General features: G+C 41.6%; 17 protein-coding genes and 1 tRNA gene. 6 read left to right on the plus strand and 12 right to left on the minus strand.

The genetic code is table 11. The features are described from left to right. Window positions 1-84: 84 nt before the first annotated feature. Entirely contained in the window at window positions 85-630 is a 546-nt protein-coding gene (locus H6G76_RS14395; RefSeq protein WP_190701485.1) for a pentapeptide repeat-containing protein, read from the minus strand. Window positions 631-1,200: 570 nt separating this feature from the next. Between H6G76_RS14395 and H6G76_RS14400 the strand changes: the two genes are divergently transcribed. Next, on the plus strand, window positions 1,201-2,388 hold the full coding sequence (locus tag H6G76_RS14400) for an NADH:flavin oxidoreductase/NADH oxidase (protein WP_190701487.1): 1,188 nt from the start codon (window positions 1,201-1,203) through the stop codon (window positions 2,386-2,388). Window positions 2,389-2,852: 464 nt separating this feature from the next. Here H6G76_RS14400 and H6G76_RS14405 read toward each other — a convergent pair whose 3' ends face one another. The 4 genes from H6G76_RS14405 to H6G76_RS14420 form a co-directional block, all read right to left on the minus strand. After that, window positions 2,853-4,913: a ribonuclease catalytic domain-containing protein gene (locus tag H6G76_RS14405; protein WP_190701490.1), complete on the minus strand. Its 2,061-nt coding sequence runs from the start codon at window positions 4,911-4,913 to the stop codon at window positions 2,853-2,855. 374 nt (window positions 4,914-5,287) lie between these two features. Next, on the minus strand, window positions 5,288-5,503 hold the full coding sequence (gene rpsR, locus H6G76_RS14410) for a 30S ribosomal protein S18 (RefSeq protein WP_062296148.1): 216 nt from the start codon (window positions 5,501-5,503) through the stop codon (window positions 5,288-5,290). 2 nt (window positions 5,504-5,505) lie between these two features. Continuing rightward, complete coding sequence (rpmG, locus tag H6G76_RS14415) at window positions 5,506-5,700, minus strand: 50S ribosomal protein L33 (RefSeq protein ID WP_083468823.1); 195 nt, start codon at window positions 5,698-5,700, stop codon at window positions 5,506-5,508. A 44-nt stretch (window positions 5,701-5,744) separates the two neighbouring features. Then, window positions 5,745-6,302, minus strand: coding sequence for an RDD family protein (locus H6G76_RS14420; RefSeq protein WP_190701493.1), 558 nt, complete (start codon window positions 6,300-6,302; stop codon window positions 5,745-5,747). Between the two features lie 99 nt (window positions 6,303-6,401). Between H6G76_RS14420 and glp the strand changes: the two genes are divergently transcribed. Both glp and H6G76_RS14430 read left to right on the plus strand, forming a co-directional pair. After that, window positions 6,402-7,643, plus strand: coding sequence for a gephyrin-like molybdotransferase Glp (gene glp / locus H6G76_RS14425; protein ID WP_190701496.1), 1,242 nt, complete (start codon window positions 6,402-6,404; stop codon window positions 7,641-7,643). A 3-nt stretch (window positions 7,644-7,646) separates the two neighbouring features. Beyond that, on the plus strand, window positions 7,647-8,483 hold the full coding sequence (locus H6G76_RS14430; protein ID WP_190701499.1) for a DUF4351 domain-containing protein: 837 nt from the start codon (window positions 7,647-7,649) through the stop codon (window positions 8,481-8,483). A 74-nt stretch (window positions 8,484-8,557) separates the two neighbouring features. Here H6G76_RS14430 and ptsP read toward each other — a convergent pair whose 3' ends face one another. Further along, complete coding sequence (gene ptsP, locus H6G76_RS14435; protein WP_190701503.1) at window positions 8,558-11,053, minus strand: phosphoenolpyruvate--protein phosphotransferase; 2,496 nt, start codon at window positions 11,051-11,053, stop codon at window positions 8,558-8,560. Between the two features lie 265 nt (window positions 11,054-11,318). On the opposite strand from ptsP, the gene H6G76_RS14440 reads away from it, so the two are divergent. Further along, window positions 11,319-11,627 carry a DUF433 domain-containing protein gene (locus tag H6G76_RS14440; protein ID WP_190701506.1) on the plus strand — a complete coding sequence of 103 codons (309 nt, stop codon included), beginning with the start codon at window positions 11,319-11,321 and terminating at the stop codon, window positions 11,625-11,627. Window positions 11,628-11,699: 72 nt separating this feature from the next. Further along, window positions 11,700-12,329 carry a hypothetical protein gene (locus H6G76_RS14445; RefSeq protein ID WP_190701509.1) on the plus strand — a complete coding sequence of 210 codons (630 nt, stop codon included), beginning with the start codon at window positions 11,700-11,702 and terminating at the stop codon, window positions 12,327-12,329. Between the two features lie 52 nt (window positions 12,330-12,381). Here the strand turns inward: H6G76_RS14445 and H6G76_RS14450 are convergent, their stop codons facing one another. Next, window positions 12,382-12,588, minus strand: a complete 207-nt coding sequence (locus H6G76_RS14450; protein ID WP_313934779.1) for a helix-turn-helix transcriptional regulator — start codon at window positions 12,586-12,588, stop codon at window positions 12,382-12,384. Window positions 12,589-12,601: 13 nt separating this feature from the next. Between H6G76_RS14450 and H6G76_RS37000 the strand changes: the two genes are divergently transcribed. Further along, window positions 12,602-12,997, plus strand: coding sequence for a hypothetical protein (locus tag H6G76_RS37000; protein ID WP_242056393.1), 396 nt, complete (start codon window positions 12,602-12,604; stop codon window positions 12,995-12,997). A 225-nt stretch (window positions 12,998-13,222) separates the two neighbouring features. On the opposite strand, the gene fba is transcribed toward H6G76_RS37000, so the two are convergent. The 5 genes from fba to pdhA all read right to left on the minus strand — a co-directional run bounded on the left by fba (window position 13,223) and on the right by pdhA (window position 18,989). Next, a complete protein-coding gene (fba, locus tag H6G76_RS14460) occupies window positions 13,223-14,302 on the minus strand; it encodes a class II fructose-bisphosphate aldolase (protein WP_190476624.1) in 1,080 nt (359 codons plus the stop codon). Between the two features lie 744 nt (window positions 14,303-15,046). After that, complete coding sequence (locus tag H6G76_RS14465) at window positions 15,047-15,766, minus strand: hypothetical protein (RefSeq protein WP_190701512.1); 720 nt, start codon at window positions 15,764-15,766, stop codon at window positions 15,047-15,049. 1,035 nt (window positions 15,767-16,801) lie between these two features. Next, a tRNA-Lys gene (locus tag H6G76_RS14470) sits at window positions 16,802-16,873 on the minus strand. Window positions 16,874-16,935: 62 nt separating this feature from the next. After that, entirely contained in the window at window positions 16,936-17,805 is an 870-nt protein-coding gene (locus H6G76_RS14475) for an aldose epimerase (protein ID WP_190701515.1), read from the minus strand. A 149-nt stretch (window positions 17,806-17,954) separates the two neighbouring features. Further along, window positions 17,955-18,989 carry a pyruvate dehydrogenase (acetyl-transferring) E1 component subunit alpha gene (gene pdhA / locus H6G76_RS14480; protein WP_190701517.1) on the minus strand — a complete coding sequence of 345 codons (1,035 nt, stop codon included), beginning with the start codon at window positions 18,987-18,989 and terminating at the stop codon, window positions 17,955-17,957. Window positions 18,990-19,024: the final 35 nt, after the last annotated feature.

A 19,024-nucleotide genomic window follows, 5' to 3' on the forward strand; every position in this document is an offset into this window, starting at 1 on the left:
TGTCACCTATCACCTATCACCTATCACCTATCACCTGTAACCTGTAACCTGTAACCTGTCACCTATCACCTGTCCCCTATCTGCTCAAGTCGCAAGGCTACTATCACCGCCTTCGAGAATAGTTCCTTCCAAATTGGCATCTTTGAGATTAGCCCCGGTGAGATTGGCTCTTTCTAATGCAGCTTGGCTGAGATTGGCCTCATGCAAATCCGCGATCGCTAAATCCGCCCCACTCAAATCTGCTGCTTCGAGATTAGCTCCTGTTAAATCAGCTTCACGAATATCAGCCTTGCTCAGATTAGCCTGCTCCAAATTAGCCTCTCTTAGATCCGCCTGATCTAAAACAGCTTCATCAAGAATTGCACCTTCTAAGATTGCACAATCAAGAATTGCATCACTTAAATTAGCTCCACTCAAATTAGCACCTGTTAAATTCGCACCGTTGAGGGTGGCACCGCTTAAATCAGCCCCACTCAGGTTAGCTCGTTGCAAATTTGCGCCATCTAGTATTGCTCCATGAAAGATTATCCCACTGAGATTAATATCTTCCATCACTGCATCGCTCAGGTTAGCAATGCTAAAGTCTCTCTCGCCTGCGGCATATCGTTGTCTGAGTTCTTCTACATTCATGAAACTAAAACTCCATTTTTCTTATATTTAAAATGATTAATTATTGTAAAATTCAGAGTATAAAAGCACTTATTTAGTTCAAAAATAGCACGCATTCAGAAAGTGACCAGCCGAGTAAAGACAAGAGTATCAGGAAGAAAGCAAAATAATCTAACATGAGGATTTTATGGAAAATATTTTCTTGATACTGATTAATGAATAGTCTTTATAAAAAGATAAATTATCTTTCTCACAACTACTTCTATCGCAAGATAAAAAACTAACCAAAGACAGTTATTTCTAAAGGATTAAAACCATATATTATAGGTTCCTCTCTAGAAAGATGTTTTATATTTTGAGGTTTGGTCTGCTAGTTGATATGTACAAGTAAAAGTTAAGAATTATTAACAAAATTTAGAATTAGCATAATTAAGTTTATAGAGCTTTTCACTAAGAGATGATTATTGATGGCAACATATTCAAAAAAATCTATTCAAAAAATCATGTAAATTAATTTTGCAAAACCATTTACCTCATAGTAGTTTTAGTAGATAAATACAAAGCTCAAAAAGCAGAGAAACTTGGAAAATTATGAGTACAGAAAACTTGACAAATTTACCATCCGTAGCCCAGCAAAAATTAGAATCCAGCAATACTTATGGAGTTCAATCCGCTTGTTTACATGACCAAGAAATACCTGAATTAGACTTATTTAGCCCACTAAAAATTCGAGATTTAACCTTGCGAAATCGCGTGGCAATGTCACCTATGTGCCAATATTCCGCAGAAAATGGCGTAGCTAATGATTGGCACTTTGTTCACCTTGGTAGTAGGGCTGTTGGTGGTGCTGGTTTAATTATGGTAGAAGCCACAGCAGTCACATCCCAAGGGCGAATTACGCCTGGTGATCTTGGTATTTGGGATGATGCTCATATTGAACCATTAGCGCGCATTGCGCGTTTTGTTCGCCAACAGGGAGCAGTTGTAGGTATTCAACTGGCTCATGCTGGGCGCAAGGCCAGTAGTAATCTTCCTTGGTTAGGTGGTAAACCTTTAACACCTGAACAAGGGGCTTGGGAGACGGTTGCACCAAGCTCAATTGGATTTAATGAAAATAGTCCTGTGCCAATTGCCCTGGATGAGCGTGGTATTGAAGAAGTCATCACAGCATTTGTTACAGCAACAGAACGTGCGCTGCAAGCTGGTTTTCAGATGATTGAAATTCACGCGGCTCATGGATACTTACTGCATTCTTTTCTCTCACCGCTTAGTAATCAGCGCACTGACAATTTCGGAGGGTCGTTAGAAAATAGAATGCGTCTATTACTGGAAGTAGCCAGACGTATACGAGCGACTATCCCTGAAGGAATGCCGCTTTTTGTCCGCATCTCTGCTACTGATTGGGTAGAAGGAGGTTGGGATATTGAGCAGTCTGTAATTCTATCTCGTGAATTAAAGGTTTTAGGCGTTGATTTGATTGATGTTTCCACAGGCGGGTTAGTGCCTCACGCCAAAATTCCTGTAGATAAGGGTTATCAAGTGCCTTTTGCTGCCAAAATCCGGCAAGAAGCTCAAATCTATACGGCAGCTGTAGGGCTAATTACTGAAGCTGAGTATGCCAATCAAATCATTACTCGTGGCTGTGCAGACTTGGTTCTTGTTGGTCGAGAATTGCTGCGCGACCCATACTGGCCTATTCATGCCCAGTGTAGCTTAGATGAAGAAACGGACTGGCCTGTAGCCTATGGTTATGCCGTAAAACGACAAAAACGTAGATAGCTATTAGACCTCTTGCAAAAATAGTTTTGCAAGAGGGGAAAAAGGGGAAAGGTTAAAGGGAAAGAGTTTTTGATTAGCTTTTTTTACCTTATCCCAACTACAAATATTTACGCCGTTTTACTTATTCTCAACAATTGTTGAGGAGTATTTGTATTAGGCAACACACTCAGCTAATACCTCTTAAGAAGGTAGGTATATACTCATTTATTTATTAAGCTGCAAATAACACACCAATGACACGATGATTTTAGGAACGGCTTAAATTCCTCAGTCGTTCCTATTCTTTATATTTAGTGATTTATCTCAAAATTATTATCCACAAGACGCTTATGCTTGTTTGAATAATAGCGATCGCCAACCAAAAATATCATCTGTAAATATTTACTAAGTAGTTATTTTTATAAATTGATTTTTACAAAAGATATTAGTTTCCTATCGCACATGGTTATATCAACAATTATCAATTAATTAGCAGCAGACTGAGCTTCTTGATACATAATTTCCTGAAATTGGATCATATCTTTTTGGGGGTCTGCAATGCTAACTTTTACTAATAATTGTTCACCTAATGTTACAGAACGTTTAAAAATCATTGGTAACTGCAAGCCCAAATCTTCTAATAGAATTAGTGCTAAGTTACTGTCTTCGCGTAGCCACATTAAAACTGTCACTGACCAAATTTGCTCTGGATGACGACGGAGATATTCTAAAGCCCAATATCTATTAGTTTGCCGTTCTACCATTGTGACCTCTTGGGTAATGGTAGACACAGTCATCATGACTTCTTTGAGTTGGTCTGCGGAAAATGGCAACATTTCACCCCGCAAGTGGGCTTTTAGTTGAAAATGGGTGAGCAAATCACTGTAGCGGCGGATAGGAGAAGTTGCTTGGGTATAAGTATCTAAACCCAAACCTGCATGACGTAACGGGGTAATGCTCATTTCGCTTTTGGGCATACAGCGCCGCATCGCACAAGCACGCACGAATCCTGCTGGTAGCTGAATTAATTCTTCTTCTGGGGGTAATTCTGGCTGTGGCTGACCGCGAAAAGGCAACGGTATATTGTGGGTTTGACCGTAACGGGCGGCTACTTCACCCGCAAGAATCATCATTTCTGCTACCAATTGGCGCGATGAAGAATCATCTAAGATGTCGATACTAATAACGTCGCCTTTGACTTTAATCATCGCCTCTGGCATATTGATGCTGATGGCTCCTTGATTGTAACGCCAAGACTTACGCTTTTTTGCCCAAGTAGCGATCGCTGCAATTTCTGGCTCTGCTTGCACTCCTAATTCCAGCATCTCATCGACATCTTCGTAGGTGAGGCGATATGTCGGTTTAATCAAACTGGCATGAATGCTGTAATCTTCTACTGCTCCATTGCCATCTAAAATAATGCCAAAGCTCAGGGCGCAACAAATTCTTCCCTGTACCAGACTCATTGGCCCAGTCGCCAATATTTCCGGGAACATCGGAACCATACCTGTGGGCAAATAAACTGTACTGCCTCGCTTTCTAGCTTCTAAATCTAGGTCATCTTCTGGCTCTAACCAGCGTGTGGGGTCAGCAATATGTACCCATAATCTTTCTCTACCATCGGGTAATGATTCCCAACTCAGACCATCATCTATCTCAGTCGTACTTTCATCATCAATTGTGTAAACCTTCAGATTGGTCAAATCCAGGCGATTTGCATCCAAATCTGTGGTTGGAGAATCCAAACGCTGTTGCGCCACTTCTAATACCTTGCTAGGAAACTGAACTGGAATTGACGAACGACGCAGGAACAAGTTTTCATATGGACTCCACCAGCCCAGGTCTACTAATAATTGAAAAGCTCCTTGGGGGGTTGCAGGCCGCCCCAGCATATTCATCGTTTCTAAGACTGGTGCTGGAGGAGGATATGCCCTAGCTAGGGCATCATATTTTACTCCCTCCCGCACAATATCGGCCATTAAAGCTGCGTATTTTTCTAATGCTTCTAGACGGTGGCGATCGTGCCGTTGCCACTCTACAGCCTCACCTTTGAGTGCCTGTTCTACGCGCACTAAAAATTCTTGCTGTCCTTTCGCTTTGAGGGTTTCTACTTCTATTTGGTGTTTGCGCTCTGCTACCTGCGCCGTTGTGCGCGGTTCATAGGCATCACCTTTTTGCTTGAAGTAGAGTTTGTCATCTGATAACAAGCAATGTGCTGCATAACAAGGGGCTGGTTCTGATTCGGAAAACAGCAGATTCGCCATTTGCGATGGTGTAACTGCTTCTCCGTCCTCCACCAGTAATTCCCAAGCCACTTCTAAACTAGATGGGTCTAAATATGGCTTGACTTCCTCCAGAAATTTAGGAATGTCAGAGGACTTGTAGGTTTGTCCGTTAACTGTATAAGTAAATTGTCTCGGCGCGAGGCTGTGGGATTGACCGCGTTCATCTACCACAAACCAACGGGTCTTCCCATCTGGACGATCAACGACACCCAGACGGCGATCGCCTTGAACCCTAAATTCAACTAGCGTCCCCTTCTCCACTACTCTCGCACTCTTTTAATTTTAGATTTTAGATTTTAGATTTTGCGGAAAGTTGCCTGGGCGGGTTTTCCACGCCAGTCGCTACAACGGAGGGACTTCCCTTCGGGTGACGCTCCTGCCTCGCTGTCGCTGCGCTAACATCAATGCAGCTTATGTCGGGAAACCCGTCCACCGCAAGTGGTTCACCGCAACGTGCTGGCTCGACTTGAGCAAACTTTCCAAGAAGGATTTTGGATTTCAGTATGAAGTCTTACATCCTAAAATTTTTATGTAGGAACCAATTTTACACTTTAATTATTCAGATTAGAGATTTTGGACTCAGAAAGCCATTTTCCTGTTAATCCAAAATCTAAAATCCTAAATTTAAAATTGATTTAGCCTTCTGCGTTGATGAATGGCAACAATGCTACAATCCGCGCCCGTTTAATTGCTAATGTTAAGTCTCGCTGTTGCTGACAAGTCAGCCCAGTAATCCGGCGAGGTAAAATTTTGCCTCGTTCGGTAATGAACTTACGCAATAAATCAACATCTTTGTAATCGATTGGCTCTCCTGGCTTAATCGGAGACAGACGACGACGATAATAACTCATCTTTACTTGATTTCCTTGTGAACGGTATGTTTGTTGCAGTGGGTACAGAACTTGTTCAGTTCTAAGCGGTTAGTCGTATTACGACGGTTTTTCATGGTGGTATACCGTGACACGCCAGGAGAACGCTTGTCAGGGTTGCTACGACACTCAGTACATTCTAGTGTCACTATTATGCGGACACCTTTACTCTTAGCCATAATCTTACAAACAGTAAAGCCTGAAGAGAAATTTACACAAATGACTATCTTCGCACATTTCGTTGCAAAGTATCAACTAGACGCTTGATTTTTATATCGAGCGAGTAGCCCCGACGCGACGAAACTATAAAAGTTCTAGCGTAACGGTCATGCAAAGCCTGCCGTAACTGGGTATCAGAGAAAGCTGCACCGCAGTCTATTGCCAGAGGAAGTAATAGCAGTATAGCAGTGGGATTAGCTCTAATGTTGCCGATGGCGATCGACACCAACAAAGCACCAAAGCCAATTATAGCTTCTCGTTTCACCAGTGCCAGCAACTGGGGAATTCTCCCCACTACTTGCCCATTTTCCACTTCTAAGATTTTCAAATCAAAAGCCCAGCGTCCTAAACTTTGCCCTTGATTGTTAAATACCACTACTACCCGGAAAATCAGCCAACAAAAGATAAAAACTAAAATTTGAACTAATTGAATACCAAGGCTATTACTACCAAATAGCGAACTGACTAACCAAGCACCCAAGAAATCCAGCCCCAAAGCCAAACCGCGCCGCCAAATCTCAGCTTTGGGATAGTGTTTTTGCGGAATCCTTTCGATAGTCATATCAATAGGTATTTTTATTTAGAGGTTGGTAAATAATCTATGCTTCTGCTTTTAATATTAAGGTGATATTTTGCAGGTGCAGTACCGGAGTCTTTCGTTATGTTGCCAGTTAGCGATGCAGAAGTAATTATTTTAAATTTGGTGCAACCGTTAGATGATCAGCAGGATATAGAAATTGTAGATTTATTGGCAGCAAGCGATCGCATTCTGGCAAACCCTATCAGCAGCCAGCTAGATTTTCCTCATTGGGATAACTCCGCAATGGATGGCTATGCAGTGCGTTATGAAGATGTACAGCAAGCTAATGCTGAACAACCAACTATCTTAGAAATTGTTGAGGAAATTCCAGCAGGATATCAACCTAAAATCACAATTCAACCTGGACAAGCAGCGCGAATTTTTACTGGTGCGGTAATTCCAGCAGGCGCAGATACAGTAGTGATGCAGGAGAGGACAAGCCGCGAGGAAAATCGCGTTTTTATTCAAGCCGCACCTAAACCACAAGAATTTGTCAGACGCAAAGCATCTTACTACCAAGCCGGAAGCCAACTTTTACCAACAGGAATTAAATTAAAGGCGGCGGAAATTGCTATATTAGCAGCAGCCCAGTGTCCCCAAGTTAAAGTTTACCGCCGTCCAAGAGTTGTAATTTTTTCAACTGGCGATGAATTAGTTACACCAAATACACCACTAAAACCAGGCCAAATTGTCGATTCAAATAATTATGCTCTGGCAACTCTAGTCAAAGAAAGTGGAGCAGAACCTTTATTATTAGGCATTGTTAAAGATAATCCGGTTGCTTTACAAGAAACAATTGCCTACGCCATAGCTAATGCTGATATTGTGCTTTCTTCTGGTGGCGTTTCTGTTGGTGAATATGATTACGTTGAAAAAATTTTAGAAGCTTTAGCAGCGAAAATTCATATTCGTGCTGTTGAAATGACACCTGGGAAACCTTTAACTGTGGCGAATTTTCCTAATCAAAACTCAGCAATTTACTTTGGTTTACCAGGAAATCCTGTTTCTGCTTTAGTAACTTTTTGGCGATTTGTACAACCAACAATTAAGAAATTAGCTGGACTTGCTGAAGGTTGGGAGCCAAGATTTTTAAAAGTGCGATCGCATGATGAATTACGCGCCAATGGTAAACGCGAAACTTACATTTGGGGACACTTAAATTTAGTTAACGGCGTTTACGAATTTCACAAAGCTGGCGGTAGTCACAGTTCCGGCAATTTAATTAATTTAGCTCAAACCAACGCCTTAGCAGTTTTACCAGTAGGTCAAACATTAATTTCACCAGGAGAAGAAGTGCAAGTTTTATTAATTGCTGTAGTGTAAATTATGAGCTTTGACAATGTTTGTAAAATATTAGCTGAAAAATATCCAGCAGAATTTGTGAATTGGTTACTTGCTGAAGAACCGACACAAGTTAAGGTATTGAAAACAGAATTAACTTTAGAACCAATCCGTGCTGATTCTGTGATATTTTTGCAAACGTCCAATCGAATTTTGCATATCGAATTTCAAACCCGTACTATATCAAATCCTCCACTTCCATTCAGGATGCTCGATTATTCGGTGCGGTTAATACGTCAATATAATGTTCCTGTTACACAAGTCGTAATTTTTTTGCAAGAGACAAATAATGAGATCGCTTTTACCGAAGAATATGTAAATGAGACAACCACCCACCGTTATCGAGTTCTACGTATGTGGGAGCAAGACTCAGCAATATTTCTCGATAACCCTGCATTATTACCTTTAGCACCATTAACACGCACAACTTCACCTCAACGCTTGCTATCGCAGGTGGCCCAGAGTGCTGCTAGAATTTCTGATAGAAAGACTAGGCAAGATATTGTAGCTTACATAGAGATTTTAGCTGGTTTGAAGTTTGATAAAGGATTAATTCGTCAATTTTTAAGCGAGGATGTTATGCAAGAGTCAGTAATATATCAAGATATTTTACAGAAGGGAGAAGAAAGAGGAAAACAACAAGAAGCCTTTCGGTTTTTGATGCGTCAATTAACTCGGCGTTTTGGTGAGATAGACTCGTCGATTATTGAGCGTATCAGAGTATTATCTACTGAACAATTGGAAGTATTGGGTGAGGAATTTGTTGATTTTTCTACAATCTCTGATTTGATTGCTTTATTAGAACAGCAGGAAAATAGTTAAGCAAGTAGCAACAATTGAAACGCAGAGTATCGCTGAGGTAAACGCGAAGGTGCGCGGAGTTTTGTTTAATTTTTTTATTGCACTAAAGCTCTAACGTCATTTGCAGAATCTAATTGCAAGGCTGTGGCGACGATCGCCTCGGCTTGAGCTACAGTTAATTTTGCGATCGCCTGTTTAACTATCCCGATAGCTTGGGGATTGACGCTCAATTCATCTAATCCCAAACCTAATAAAATGGGTGCGGCGGTCGGGTCTGCTGCTAGTTCTCCACACAATCCTACCCAAATTCCGGCGGCGTGGGCTACTTTGACAGTTCGTTGGATCATTCGCAACACGGCAGGATGTAGGGCATCGGCTAAATAAGCTACTCTGGGGTTATTGCGATCGCCTGCCATGACATACTGACTCAAATCATTAGTCCCGATACTGAAAAAGTTGACTTCTGTGGCTAAATGGTCAGCTATGGCGACAGCTGCGGGGACTTCAATCATCACACCCACTTGCATATTTTCATCGAAGGAAATGCCAGCTTGCCGCAGTTCGGTCTGTACTTCACCTAATATCGCCTTAGCTGTGCGTACTTCCGTCACAGTGGCAATCATCGGGAACATGACTTTAATATTGTGTTCCGCACTAGCGCGTAAAATTGCCCGCAATTGAGTTTTAAACAATTCTGGATGATCTAAACAGAAACGAATACCACGCCAGCCTAGGAAGGGGTTAGCTTCGTGAAAACCAACTCGCAAATAAGGTAATGGCTTGTCTCCGCCGACATCTAGAGTGCGGATAATTAACGGACGGTTATCTAAAACTTGGGCGATCGCTTGATAAACTGTCAGTTGTTCATCTTCTGTCGGATCTGTAGTTCTATCTAAATACAAAAACTCAGTCCGCAGCAGTCCCACTCCTTCAGCACCACCAGCTACAGCCGCTTGTACATCTGCAATGCTGCCAATATTTGCAAGGACATTTATCTGTTTTCCATCACGGGTAATTGCTGGTTGATGCGCCTTGGCAAGTGCTTCTTGTTTGGCAGTTTGCCAAGCTTCCCGTTTAGCTTCTAACGCACCGAGAATATCTGCTTCAGGTTCTACCCAAGCTTTACCGCTTTCACCATCCAGCCCCATCAACGTACCATCTTCCAACCGCAACACTTCTGGATTAACACCCAAAACGGCGGGAATTCCCAATGTCCGCGCAATAATCGCACTGTGAGATGTGGCACTTCCCGAAACTGTACAAATACCGAGTACCTTACTAGGATCTAATCCTGCTGTATCTGAAGGTGTCAAGTCTGTTGCTACTAAAATCGCTGGTTCTGTAAGATGCAAGCTAGTAACAGTATTTCCGGCTAAAAGTCGCAGCACTCTTTGCCCCACATCTACCACATCTTCGACTCGTTCTCGCAAATAGACATCATCTAAGATACGGTAGGAAGTTGCAACTTCATCAACTGCGGCTTGCCAAGCTGCTTCTGCATTCAGATGGTGTTCCATGATGCGTTGCTGCACAGTTTCTAGCAACACTGGATCTTCTAAAAATAGTAAGTGAGCATCAAAAATTGCGGCTTCGGTGTCACCTATTTGCAAAGATGCTTGCGAAAAAATCGTCTGAATTTCTTGTTGCGCTGTATGAATCGCCAATTGTAAACGTTGCCATTCTGCTTCCGGGTCATTGACGTGGTATTCTGTTACCGTCACCGGAGCAGGTTGATAATGAATTACAGGTGCGATCGCAACTCCCGGAGAAGCCGCAATTCCTGAAAGTTCGCCATGTGTTGCCGGAGTTGCTTGTTGCTGTATTTTTGGTGGAGACACAACAGCAGTATTATCTTCACCAAAGTTATTAGTAAATAACGTTTGTAATGTGGTGAGTGCTGCATCCGCATCAACACCAGTTGCAGTAATTAAAACTTCGTGTCCTTGACGTACGCCTAAAGTTGTGACTTGGTTAATACTGTCACCCCGGACAACTGCGGAATTTCTCGTTAAATTCTGCACATGAATTCGAGATTGAAATTTAGCTGCGGTAGCGACAAATTGCGCTGCTGGACGAGCGTGTAAACCTAAGCGATTGCTAACAGTCAGCCGAATTTCTTTAGCAGGATAAGCTGCGCTCGTTGTTGGTTGTGTATTATTACTATTCTCTGCTGTTAGATTAGTAACTCCTAATTGTGTAGCTTTGGCGTTTAATGCTCCCCTAGCTTCTGCTATTACCTCTTGGATGTTCTTACCTATGCCAGCTGCTACGGCTGCGGCGATCGCACCTTCTACCAGTGGTGCTTCACAGAGATAGACTTGTTTCTGGTGTTCTTCTGGTAGGAACTCCACAGCCATTTCTGCATTCATGACTGCGCTACCAAGATCCATCAGCACTAATACACCATCATCGCTGAATACAGATGCGATCGCCTCATAAATCTTCAGCGCATCTGTACCGAGTGGATTTTCTGCATCTTCAATACCAGCCGCCACCGCAATGGCAACTTTGCCCTGAACCATTTGTGCAGCTAGTTCCTGCACACCTAGAGCCAATTGTTTACTATGAGAAACGATAACTATTCCGACCACTGCAACACCATCAACTTTGTTGAGAGTCTGAGATTGAGCAAGCTACCCGTTGCATTTACCCTGGCGCACCACCAAAATAGCATCAATAATTCATTGCTATTGCAATTATCCAAAAATATTTAGAATGAGGCGTTTTAGCTAAGGCAAGGATGCGTAGACACATAGCGGTTTGTGGTAAACATACATCGCCGTGGATATTTAGAAATAGTTAACAGTATTGCATAAAATACAATGATATAAAATAACTCTAATTCTAAAAAATATTATGTTTATCCCTATTATTAAAGAACACATCGAAATGACTCCTGGTATATGTGGAGGCAAACCAAGAATTGCTGGACACCGCATTAGAGTTCAAGATATTGTGATCTGGCACGAACAAATGGGAATGTCACCCGATGAAATTCTTCATCATTATCCAAGTATTAGCCTAGCTGATGTTTATGTAGCCTTAGCCTATTATCACGATAATCAAGAGGAAATTTGGCAACAAATTGCTGCTGATGAAGAATTTGCTCGTCAACTACAAGAGCAAAGTCCATCATTATTGCAACAAAAAATAAAGCATCTCTAGCATGGCTAAAATTAAATTTCATTTAGATGAAAATATAACTTTTGTCGTTGCTAATTCATTTAATATAAAGAAATGAGAAATATTGCTTATAAATTCGGCACAAGTAGTGCTTCTATAATTATGGCTTTAGATGTTTTAGATTATTTGTATGAAGAAGAAAAACGTGATTATCAGACTTCCAATTATTCTGAACTAAGGACAAAGATTCTAGAATATAGCTCTTCTACAGCAGATTGCTTTTCTAGTAAATTTGAAGCAGTAGACAACCAACTAAGACAGTTACACGTTAGATTTTATGCAAGAGTGACTGCTTATCTAAGTACGATTAGCCAATTAGAGGAAAACCTCGAAGATATTTTTAAACAATTGACTAACTATGATCATATTAAAGAGGATAAGCGAGATTTTTTAAAAAAACTAATACAAGGCAGAAAAGATGAAATTAGAAAATATAAAGTGTGGAGAGATAAAGTATTTGCTCATCTAGAAACTAGAGATCCAGAAAATATTAAACTAGAAGCGAGGCTTCAGTATGGTGGCTATATTAAGGATATTAGTAAGGATGACTGTTTATCTCTACGCTCTAATCCAGAATTAAAACCATTTTTAGATTCAGATGTTGATATTGTTACTCTACATAAAACACTATTACAACATTATGATAACTGGGAAAAAATGTTTAATGATTATTCTATTGAATAACTGTTACTAATTTATTTGGTTAATTAGTTATATAAGCACATAATATACTTGCCTACTCTTCCACCACTTCTATCAAATCTTCAATCGACACGCCAAAGACACGCGCCAGCTTTAGCACAGACATTAAATTAACCATTGACATTCCAGGTGAGTTTGCGTAAGTTGCAACAGTGCTGTAGGGAAGTCCAGAACGCTCAGATACTTCCTTGAGTGTCCAACCTCGCGCCGCAGCAAGTTCTTTAATTCGCAATTTAAACACACATCATCCTGACTTGACAGTATCGAGATTTCGATTTTTAATAGTTTTAACCTCAAAAATCGAAATCTCGATTTTTGAAGTAAACACATCAAAAGCGATCGCTCGTCTTGCCTGGAAAACATACAGAGCGATCGCTATTCCTAACACATCCCACAAAGTGGGAAAGTATTTACCTATGATACCAACCTCAAAGTCAAAATCAAATAGTCATCCTTGGTGTATTATTCGCCAACTACCCAATATGCAACGGATGGTAGTCGCAAGGTTTCATCGTCGCCATGATGCAGATGCTTACAGGCAAATTCTTCAGCGATTATTACCCACAGCCAGCCACGTAATTGTATTTGACTCAACAGTTACAGAAATATCAGAAGAAGTTGAAAAGACCTTGCTTGAGCAAATGTATTAGGACTTAAGTAACAACTTTCTCAACTCTTATTCCTTAGTGTCCTTAGTGTCCTACCCTGGGGGAAGCCGCTGGCGCGTCTATGCGGTTCGTTTTTCTATAACCTGTGCATAAGTCCAGATTTCAAATAAAAAACCGAGAAACTTTAATGTTTCCCGGTTTATTTTTAATATTAAAACCCTCAGTTAAAGGAAACACTACTGTGTTCCCTATAAATCTTTAGCTAAATTAAACTTTAGCAGCAGCCTTGGTGACAGCGTTCAATTCACCTTTAGCATACTTAGCAGCAAAATCTTCTAAAGTAACTTGCTTAATCTTGCTAGCATTACCAGCAGTACCAAATTGTTGATAGCGTTCAGCACAAACCTTCTGCATATATTTGATAGAAGGCTTGAGGAAGTGACGGGGGTCAAATTCCTTAGGATTTTTTGCTAAAGCTTCGCGCACAGCTGCGGTAATAGCCAAACGGTTGTCGGTGTCGATGTTAACTTTACGAACACCACTCTTGATACCTTTTTGAATTTCTTCTACAGGTACGCCGTAGGTTTCAGGAATTGCACCGCCGTACTCGTTAATCAAAGCGATTAAATCTTCAGGTACGGAAGAAGAACCGTGCATTACCAAGTGGGTGTTAGGTAGACGACGGTGAATTTCTTCAATACGGCTGATAGCCAAAATTTCGCCAGTAGGTTTGCGAGTAAACTTGTAAGCACCGTGGCTTGTACCGATAGCTACAGCCAAAGCATCTACTTGGGTTGCTTCTACAAAGCTAACAGCTTCATCGGGGTCAGTTAGCAATTGGGAGTGGTCGAGAGTACCTTCAAAACCGTGTCCATCTTCAGCTTCACCCGCGCCGGTTTCCAGAGAACCCAAGCAACCAAGTTCACCTTCTACACTTACGCCCAAAGCATGAGCTACATTTACAACTTCGCGGGTAACATTAACGTTGTACTCGAAGCTGGCAGGGGTTTTAGCATCAGCTTCCAAGGAACCATCCATCATTACGCTGGTGAAGTTGTTCTTGATAGCTGAGTAGCAGGTAGAAGGAGCATTACCATGATCTTGGTGCATCACAATGGGAATGTGAGGATAGGTCTCTACCGCAGCCAAAATCAGGTGGCGCAGGAAGTTTTCACCTGCATAGTTACGAGCGCCACGAGAAGCTTGCAAAATGACGGGGCTATCTGTCTCTTCAGCCGCCTTCATGATTGCTTGAATTTGCTCCAGGTTGTTAACGTTAAAAGCTGGGATGCCGTAACCGTTCTCAGCCGCGTGATCCAACAGCAGCCGCATTGGTACCAGCGCCATAGATAGTCCTCCTAATGTGGTTGTCAGCTAGTCGGTGTGAGACGAGCGTAAAAGCTACGCTAATCTTAAGAGTTTTTTCAACTTATAGGAAATTATAACTAGAGTCGGGTGTTTATGTTGAAAAAGTTTACGCCATCTCTCATCAAGATGCCTTATGCTTGACTGAGACTACTGTCAAGTATGCTACGTTACAGTTATTTGCTTTAGTAGTGTGGTATTCCAGGTAGGTAATTAATCCACTCCTAACTATTGAGACAAGCGATCGCTCAAACTACCAGTTTCTGTAAAAATGATCCCTGTTCTTGCCTGTGGCAATTATTGCTAGAGAGTTGGGTTTTTAGTCATTCAAAAGCTTTAAAGATTGTTATAAACAGAATCATATAGGACTAGTATTTGATTTAAAACAGTGAACAGTGAACAGTGAACAGTAAACAGTGAACAGTAAACAGTGATCACGGCGTATGGTGGGGGATTTAAACCAGCCACCAACACCTACCACCAATTGCTATGGTGTTTCACCTTCATATAAACACCTCATTCTTTACTGATAACTGTTAACTGATAACTGTTAAAAAAATCAGTACATTGTTATCTGCCTTAGACGCTATTGCCTATTGCCTGGCTACACAGATATGTTCAGTAATCAAATCGGATTCCTATATAAACAAAGGGAAAGGAAAAACCTTTTCCCTTTCCCCAACTGTTAAAAAGATTTTAGCAAACCACTAGTTTGGTTAATACCAGTTACTTAGCTGCCCCGCCTACGCTGATAGCCTTAGCCTTGATCCCAGGCAAGTTTTTATTGACATTATTATCTACATCACGCCAGTGAACGCTGCCATCTGTATCAATGTAGTAACTCGCACTTGATGTGGTTGGGTCAGCCGCAATTGCTAAACGGGGTTCACTATAGATATCCCACCGGCTATACTCTGGCGCCCAACGCGCCCAAATTCCATTGTCCTGGATAGCCCACAGTCTGTTATCACCACCTACGCTGATGGCCTTAGCCTTGATCCCAGGCAAGTTTTTATTGACATTATTATCTACATCACGCCAGTGAACGCTGCCATCCGTATCAATGTAGTAGCAGGCACTTGGTGTGGTTGGGTCAGCAGCAATTCCTAAGCGAGTTTCACTATAGATATCCCACCGACTATGCTCTGGCGCCCAACGCGCCCAAATTCCATTGTCCTGAATAGCCCACAGTCTGTTATTACCACCTACGCTGATGGCTTTAGCCTTGATCCCAGGCAAGTTTTTGTTGACATTATTATCTACATCACGCCAGTGAACGCTGCCATCGCTATCAATGTAGTAACTCGCACTTGATGTGGTTGGGTCAGCCGCAATTGCTAAACGGGGTTCACTATAGATATCCCATCGACTATACTCTGGTGCCCAACGCGTCCAAATTCCATTATCCTGAATAGCCCACAGTCTTCCTGATGGTGAATTAGCCATATTAAGCTTCTCCTGTTGCTAACATTTTCCGCAGAATCACGGTTTTCCTTTGATCACAGAGTGATCACAATTAGTCAGAGCTTTATTTCTTTACTCATAAAAAGCAGAACTACCGACTTAATACGGTTAGAATCTACTTAATATCGTCCAACGTGATGAAGTATTTCAGTATTATTTAGGAAGCACGTTGTGACTAAAGTAAAGCAGCTAGCCTTAAATCTACATATTCAAACTGTTAATGTCAATGTTTTAGCATACTAAAAGCTTGATTGTAACAATTGTATAAACTTATTCCAGTTAAGAAACTCATTAACCTAAGTTTTTACCCTAAACGAGAGTTCTCCAAAGTCTTACCAGAGGCGCATACAGCGTTTTATCGATTTATGGTTATGATTTATTCAAATACCATACTTAAGTCTTATGTATACTATTTAGGTTCTAGATAATATAGGTATTTCAGCAATATGAGTACTTAGCAAGTAAAAATATACGAATAAATTAGGGTAATGCACAGCACATGAAACAACCAAATACATCCATGATTCGTAAGAGGTTAAGGGAATTGCAATACCGCTTCACCTCGTTGATATCAAAACAGATCGGATTTTGATTCTCTATTGCATAACTGACAAGTGCGATCGCTCCAGGACTTATACGCAAAGTAAGGTTATGGGGTTAATGGGTTACGCCTGATGTGAATTAAAAATAATGTGAGTTCGATGAACCTCTCCCCAACCCCTCTGTCTTGAAAAGTTCTGTTACCTTCGGCAAGCCCCAAAGCCTCTACAGAGGAAGCCTCCTCTCAGACTTTTCGCTCCGATGCGGAGAGGGGCTTAAATATCCTTAATTACGAACGAAAATTAAGCTTTCAAAGCCTCTCCCACCGTGGAGGAGAGGAATGGAAGTGAGGTTTTTTAACCCGTCGAACTCACGTTACCTAAATCCTGAGTTCTACGCATTTGCAATTCTTCTCTTAAAAATTAAACTCGCTGCTACTTTATGTCCAAAGCTTCAGCGAGTTCTTTTGTTTTTATATGGGTCGCCCGGGATTCGAACCCGGAACTAATCGGTTAAAAGCCGAGTACTCTACCGTTGAGTTAGCGACCCTTGCGCTTCGTTCGCAACTTTGCCATCATAGCACGAACATCTATAGATTTGTAAAGTGGTTTCTAGAAAAAATTTGCTGTCAATCTAATAGATGCTTGATAGCTGTCCCCTGGCTCTAACACAGTCAGGTTTTCGCCTGTGTTTAGAGAGTTGCGCGGTGCGCTCCAAGGTTCTAGACAATAAAAGTCTTTGCCTTTGAGCGTCCAAAATACCACGATGGGATAGTCATCGCCATAATTAATGGTCAATTTTAATTTACGGCTATTGTCTGTGACTGTAGCCGATTTACCAGTTAGCTGCTTAAAGGCAACATCAATTTCATCTACATTGAAATCAAAATTACCGTTGAAGAATTTAATTTCCTTAGTTCTCTGGTCTTGATACTCCCCAGCAGGAATGGCAAACTCTAGTTGGGTTTTATCCTGTGTGAGGAAGTAAGGATGAAACCCACTAGAAAAGGGCATTGATGTTGTAGAAGAGTTATGCAGATGTTGCTGAATTTCTAGAGTATTGCCGTTGATTTTGTAACTGAAACTTAAATGAAAATCAAAGGGATATACGGCTTTTGTTTGCTCGTTGCTGACAAGATAGATTTTGAGATAAGTCTTATTGTTCTCAGATACTTCCTCAAGTTCCCACGGCAAATCACGGGCAAAGCCATGCTGTTTGAGAGTATATTGCTTTTCGTTGTAATTGTAGGAATTATCTGGTAAGTTGCCACAGATAGGAAATAATATTGGCACTCCACCCCTGACACTCAAATCAGGGTTAGCAAAACGCTCTCTATCCAAATAAAAAATTTCCTGACCTTGAACGCGCCAACCAATGATGATACCACCGCGTTCTGGGACAACTTCTAATTCAGAACCAGAGGTTTGTTCAGAAAGGATGTAAGTTTTGTATTGCTCTTGTTTAAGTGTAACGGTATACACGGTTTTATTCCTCAGAGGCTAGAGGTTAAGGGCTAGAGGTTAGAGGTTAGAGGTTAGAGGTTAGGGGTTAGAGGTTAGAGGGACTAAAAAGATGTTATTAATCTCTACTCTCTAGTCCCTAGCTCCTAACCCCTACTCCCCAATATGATTTACTCGTCTTCTGCAAAGATGAAGCGGTACAACTCGCTGGGGTCTGGTTCAGGGCTGCTTTCGGCAAATTTTACGGCTTCGTCAATCAAGTCCTGAATCTTTTTGTCAATTGCTTTTAGTTCTTCCTCACTGGTCAAATTATGTTCCACCATATAAGCAGCCAACTTCTTAATTGGGTCACGAGAGAACCAAAATTCTTTCTCGGCTTTGCTACGCAATTCATCTGGGTCTGCTAAAGAATGACCACGGAAGCGGTAGGTGAGAGCTTCAATTAAGGTTGGGCCTTCTCCAGCACGGGCGCGGGCGACGGCTTCTTGTGCTACAGACCGGACTGCTAGTACGTCCATTCCGTCTACTTCTACACCAACCATGTTAAATACGCTGGCTTTTTTGTAAATCTCCGGCTGGGAAGTCGCCCGTTCATGAGCCATCCCAATTGCCCATTTATTATTTTCTACCACAAAAATAATTGGCAGTTTCCATAAAGCTGCCATATTCAAGGTTTCAAAAAACTGACCGTTGTTAGCAGCACCATCACCAAAGAAGCAGGCTGTTACTTGGTCGGCTTTGGGGTCGCCTAAAACTTCACGGCGATATTTACTTTGAAAAGCTGCACCAGCCGCTACAGGAATGCCTTCTGCGACAAACGCATAGCCACCTAACAAGCCATGTTCCGCAGAGAACATATGCATAGAACCGCCGCGTCCTTTGCTGCAACCTGTCTCTTTGCCAAATAATTCAGCCATAACTTCTCTGGCTGGAACTCCCGCACTCAGGGCATGAACGTGGTCGCGGTAGGTACTGCTAACGAAATCTTCTCCCGGACGCATTGCCCTGATAACGCCAGTTGAAACGGCTTCTTGACCGTTATATAGATGGACAAAACCGAACATTTTGCCCCTATAGTACATTTCAGCGCATTTATCTTCAAAAAAGCGTCCTAATACCATGTCTTCGTAAAGCATTAAGCCTTCTTCTTTGGTGATTTGAACGCTGGCAGTATCAAATTTAGGTAACGTCCGTTCTTGAACCATTATTTTTTTAGTATCCCTGTTGTAAAACTGAAATT

This window comes from Nostoc sp. FACHB-152 (assembly GCF_014697475.1).
In the GTDB taxonomy this organism is placed as follows: Bacteria; Cyanobacteriota; Cyanobacteriia; order Cyanobacteriales; family Nostocaceae; genus Nostoc_B.